Annotated in this window: 2 protein-coding genes and 1 CRISPR repeat array; both genes read right to left on the bottom strand. The window is 70.1% G+C overall.

The window, feature by feature from the left end; translation table 11 throughout:
* Positions 1–717: 717 nt before the first annotated feature.
* Positions 718–1,503: a hypothetical protein gene (locus OO54_RS46230; RefSeq protein ID WP_157856613.1), complete on the bottom strand. Its 786-nt coding sequence runs from the start codon at positions 1,501–1,503 to the stop codon at positions 718–720.
* Positions 1,504–2,267: 764 nt separating this feature from the next.
* A complete protein-coding gene (locus OO54_RS40585) occupies positions 2,268–2,801 on the bottom strand; it encodes a DUF7822 domain-containing protein (protein WP_033212668.1) in 534 nt (177 codons plus the stop codon).
* A gap of 1,376 nt (positions 2,802–4,177) precedes the next feature.
* A CRISPR array of direct repeats spans positions 4,178–4,755; the repeat unit is 29 nt; unit sequence GGGATCATCCCCGCAGGCGCGGGGAGCAG.
* Positions 4,756–4,870 lie beyond the last annotated feature (115 nt).

A 4,870-nucleotide genomic window follows, 5' to 3' on the forward strand; every position in this document is an offset into this window, starting at 1 on the left:
GGCTCTCTCTCTGTCGGCATGAGGCATGGCGGGCAGTCGCGCGCAGCGCAACAACCCCCAGCAGTGGGAACCATCCCCCGCATATACAGAAAACGCATAAGACGACCCATCACACACCCGTTCCCCGGCACCCAACCCCAGGGACGCCAGCCCCACCTCACGCCACCACCAGACCGACACAGCACAAAGCCGCAACCGCCACAGACACCGGAAATACCCGCCCTCCGGAAAGAGCAGGGCGCAGCAGCAGGGCCCGGTGCCGGCGGACGGGGAAACGGTCCGCCCCCCCCGGCAACACAGCCGACCCCCGCACACGAGCCATGGTGAGTCCACCCCTCACAGCTCACAGCCCCCCATCCACCTGGGACAACAGCCTGAGAGCCTCACAGAACCCCACTCACCACACCCCCACCGCGCAGCAGTCCCTCTGTCGCCAGAGACGCCAGGCAACAGGCGGGCAGGGCGCACCGACCGGGGCACACCCGCCGGCCGGACAGCACCGGCCGACAGAAGTCAGACACCTCCCGGGCACGGGAGCCAGCAGGAGCGGGAGCCTGCGGCTCTCTCTCTGTCGGCATGAGGCATGGCGGGCAGTCGCGCGCAGCGCAACAACCCCCAGCAGTGGGAACCATCCCCCGCATATACAGAAAACGCATATCAAGGTGGGGTGGAGATAGCCGTCGTACCACTGGATCTCGGACGAGCCGGCCGTCTTCTTCACCCTTCGTCTGGTGAGGGGGGTTGGGGTGGGCGCAGGCGGCAGTGTTCGGCGAAGGCGGTCAGTGGCGGCAGAGTGCGGGGATGGTCGGGCAGGAGGAGACCGTCGTCGCGTGGGGAGAGGCGAAGCAGGTGGGCCGCGGCCAGCAGGAAGGGTTGTGCCCAGGCCGGGACGGTGTACGTGCGGCAGTTGGTCGCGAGGCCATGGCGGCGGGTGCCGTAGCGGTCGTGGAGGGTGAGGGTGGAGGCGGCGGCCTGGAAGTGGCGGTGGTGGACCGTGTGCAGCTGGGAGATGGAGGCGGCGGTGAAGATCGCGATGGCCAGAGCGGCGGCCAGCTGGGGTGAAGCGGTGCGGGTGGCCAGGCAGTGGGCGATCTGGCCAAGGGCGTAGGCGCGCTCAGGGACATAAGGACGGGCGGCTGGGGGCGGGGTGGTGCAGTAGCAGGCGGGAAAGTCCTGGCGGAAGGCGAGGTAGGCCAGGGCGGGCACGGTCATCCAGCGGCCTTCTGCTCCGCGGTGTGGCGGCGCTGTCTGCGGGGTTGGGGCCAACAGGCCTCCTGCGGTGGCGTCGTCGCAGGAGATGGGGTGGTGCTCGACGTGGCGTAGTGCGGTCTGCATCGCAGTGGGCGGATGTCGGGTGTGGCAGACGGCGACCAGGTGGACACCGGTGCGCGCGGGCAGGATGAGCAGGCGTGAGAGGGACTCGGCGTTCAACAGGTGGGTACGCAGAACGGTGAGCTGGGCTACGGGCAGAGCGTGGATCCATGCCGTGGCGGTGTTCCACACGGCCTGGCCTTGTCCGCCTCGGAGAGGAGCGCACGCTCATCACCACCGTGTCCCTGCTCCTGGGACCATCCCCGCGAATACGGGGAGCAGGAGGGCGGCGCCGGTGAGCAGCGCGCAGGGAGTCGGTGCCATCCCCGCGGGTGCGGGGAACAGAACTCGCGGGCCTCGATCACACCACCCTTGCCGGGAGCATCCCTACACAAGCAGGGAGCAGTTGGGATGCGCTCGGTGGGCACCGGCGTAGTAGGGGCCATCCCCGCGGGTGCAGGGAGCAGTCGAAGGCCGCGGCAGACATCCTGAAGGCCCGGGGACCATCCCCGCGCGGGCGGGGAGCAGCCGGCGCGCACCCACAGGGTGCGGACGGCGTGGGGACCATCCCCTGCGCGTGCGGGGAGCAGCGCATGCCGGACCGGAACATCGTCTACCTGGCGGGACCATCCCCGCAGGTGCGGGGAGCAGACCGGCGTCGGTACCCGAAGGGCACGAGACTGGGATCATCCCGCGTGAGCAGGGAGGTCGTCTGCGCGACCAGCAGATCGAAGATCGTCTGTGGAACATCCCCGCACGGGCAGGGAACAGGGACTGTCGCAGGCGCAGGTGGCGCAGGCTCTGGGGCCATCCCCGCGCGTGCGGGGAGCAGTCAGCCACGGAGCGGCCTCCCTTGTACGCCTGGGGGCCATCCTCGCGGGTGCGGGGAGCAGTTCAGACTGGGTTGTGCCTCTCGGTTCAGGCCGGGACCGCCCGGTACCGCGCCGCAAGCCGGGTCAGCCGGGGAAGGAGAAGTAGAGGGCGTCGCTGTAGAAGGACGCGAAGTGCTTTTGCCAGTCGGCCCGGACCGCGGCCAACCAGTCGTCGTTGCGGCCGGCGATCGCCGCCTCGGCGTTGGCGACGGCGTCGGGGATGTGCTTGGACACCAGCTGCCGTACGCTCTCTGCCGGATCGTCGTCCGTCATCGAGACGATCTCCCCTGTCTCAAGAACGAAGTACTTCGCCTGCTGCTTCTCCAGGTGGGCCGCGGTCTTGGCAACGCATTCGGCGAACTCGACGTCGTCCTCCAGGCCCTTGCCGACCGCGTACAGGAGGTCGCGGAGCAGAGCCGCCCCCTCGGCGTAGTCCGCGGCGATGCCGATCGGAGGGTTCCAGATCATGGACGGGACCATCGTCGTTCCGCGTCCCACCATGAGCTTATGCGCAAGCGGGATGTCCCAGTTGTGCTCCGATATGCACCGGATCTGCTGAGGGATCCCCGCCTCGTTCGGCATAGAGTCCGCGGAATAGAGATATGAACGGTTCGCCATGACGGCGACGCTAACACCAGGGACCGACAACACCGGCGCCGTCCGACTCCTTCCGCACGAACGGAACGCACAGGAAGACCCCGACCCGGGCAAGACAGGTGGTGAGGCACCAGCCCCGCACCCGGTGCTCCAACCGGCGGGCAGCACCCGCAGGCGCCGTCCATCACAGGACAGAGAACTCGCCCCAGGACCAGGCGCACATGAACGGCCCCACGCCCCGGCAAGATACGCAGCCGGGCAGACACAATCCGGAAAGACGACGAGCGCGAACGGCAACGCCGAGGGGCCATCCCAGCAGGCGCGGGGAGCAGTTCACTGCGGCCACCCTGCCGAACGCCAACATGGGACCATCCCCGCGCGTGCGGAGAGCAGCGTTGCCCGCACTGGCCTATGTCGAGTTCTTCGGGACCATCCCCGCCCGTGCGGGGAGCAGGCCCCGTTGGGGCGGCACCTCTTAGCCGGCGCGGGACCATCCCCGCGCGTGCGGGGAGCAGATTCGCGACGCCCGGCAGGTCTTCCGCCAGCCGGGACCATCCCCGCGCGTGCGGGGAGCAGCATCAAGGCGCCGAAAGAGCTGGTTGGAGACGGGGACCATCCCCGCGCGTGCGGGGAGCAGCGCGCCTGGAGGAGTACGTGGGCACTCGGCTGGGGACCATCCCCGCGCGTGCGGAGAGCAGTCGGCGCGGTGCTCGGCGATCCGGTCGTCCAGCGGCCCCAGCGTGCGGGGGAGGGGCCGCGCGCCGCGCCGGAGGAGGATCCGCAGCGCGTCGGGACCATCCCCGCGCGTGCGGGGAGCAGTTCCGCACCAACGAGGACCGGACGCTCGGCGAGGGACCATCCCCGCGCGCGCGGGGAGCAGACCGCCCGGTTCCTGCGGCATGAGTTCTTCGAGGGAACATCCCCGCGCGAGCGGGGAGCAGCTCGTGGGAGACGCGTCGCCGGTTCAGCACGCGGGACCATCCCCGCGGTGCGGGGAGCAACCCGTGGCGCGCAGGTCGACCGACAGGTTCCAGGGACCATCCCTGCGGGTGCGGGGAGCAGGACGGCGTGCCCTTCCAGCTTGCCGATTCCTGGGGACCATCTCCGCGCGTGCGGGGAGCAGAACGCGATCGCGATCGGGGCGGTCACGGCCGTGGGGCCATCCCCGCGCGAGCGAGGAGTAGGGTTCGATGCCGAGGGCGACTTCACGCAGCCCGGGAGCATCCCCGCTCGCGCGGGGAGCAGAACACGGCGGCCTCCAGGCGGGCCTGGTCCCGGGGGCCATCCCCGCGGGCGCAGGGAGTAGATCAAGTACCGCTGTGCGACGGAGTGCTCGTCGGGACCATCCCCGCGGTGCGGGAAACAGTTGCCGGCGGTCTGGATGACCGTGGTGCCGCGGGGCCATCCCCGCGCGAGCGGGGAGCAGTTCCAAGAAGCCCAGGCATGGGCACAAGCCCGAGGATCATCCCCACAGGCACGGGGAGCAGTAGCCCTCGATGGCGCGCCATCCGGCAGGGTCGGGATCATCCCCGCAGGCGCGGGGAGCAGTTGCGGAGCAGCCGTCCGTACCCCGGCTTCCCTGGATCATCCCCGCAGGCGCGGGGAGCAGTCCATCCCCCGGTACCAGGAGCAGGACCAGGCGGGATCATCCCCGCAGGCGCGGGGAGCAGTGAGGTGACCCGGTGGGCTGAGGCCACCGCCGGGGATCATCCCCGCAGGCGCGGGGAGCAGTCCGACACCTCGAACCCCGGCTGGGCCAGGTAGGGATCATCCCCGCAGGCGCGGGGAGCAGATGTGCGGCTTCTTCCTAGAGTGCGGAGGGTGGGGATCATCCCCGCAGGCGCGGGGAGCAGTGTCCCTTCTCCTTCAGCCACCACGAGTTGGCGGGATCATCCCCGCAGGCGCGGGGAGCAGTGGTCGTCGACGCCGGCGACGCACCATGCCCGGGGATCATCCCCGCAGGCGCGGGGAGCAGGGGCAGACTCCCTCCCCTAGGGCGTGTTTTGGAAGTAGGTTTCGCCGCTCGCCCTGTGCCGTGATGATCGCGGTGTGGGGCGAGGGGATCTTTCTGACGAGCAGTGGGCCGTGCT

The sequence above is a fragment of the Streptomyces wedmorensis genome (assembly GCF_000716445.1).
Classification (GTDB): Bacteria; Actinomycetota; Actinomycetes; order Streptomycetales; family Streptomycetaceae; genus Streptomyces; species Streptomyces wedmorensis.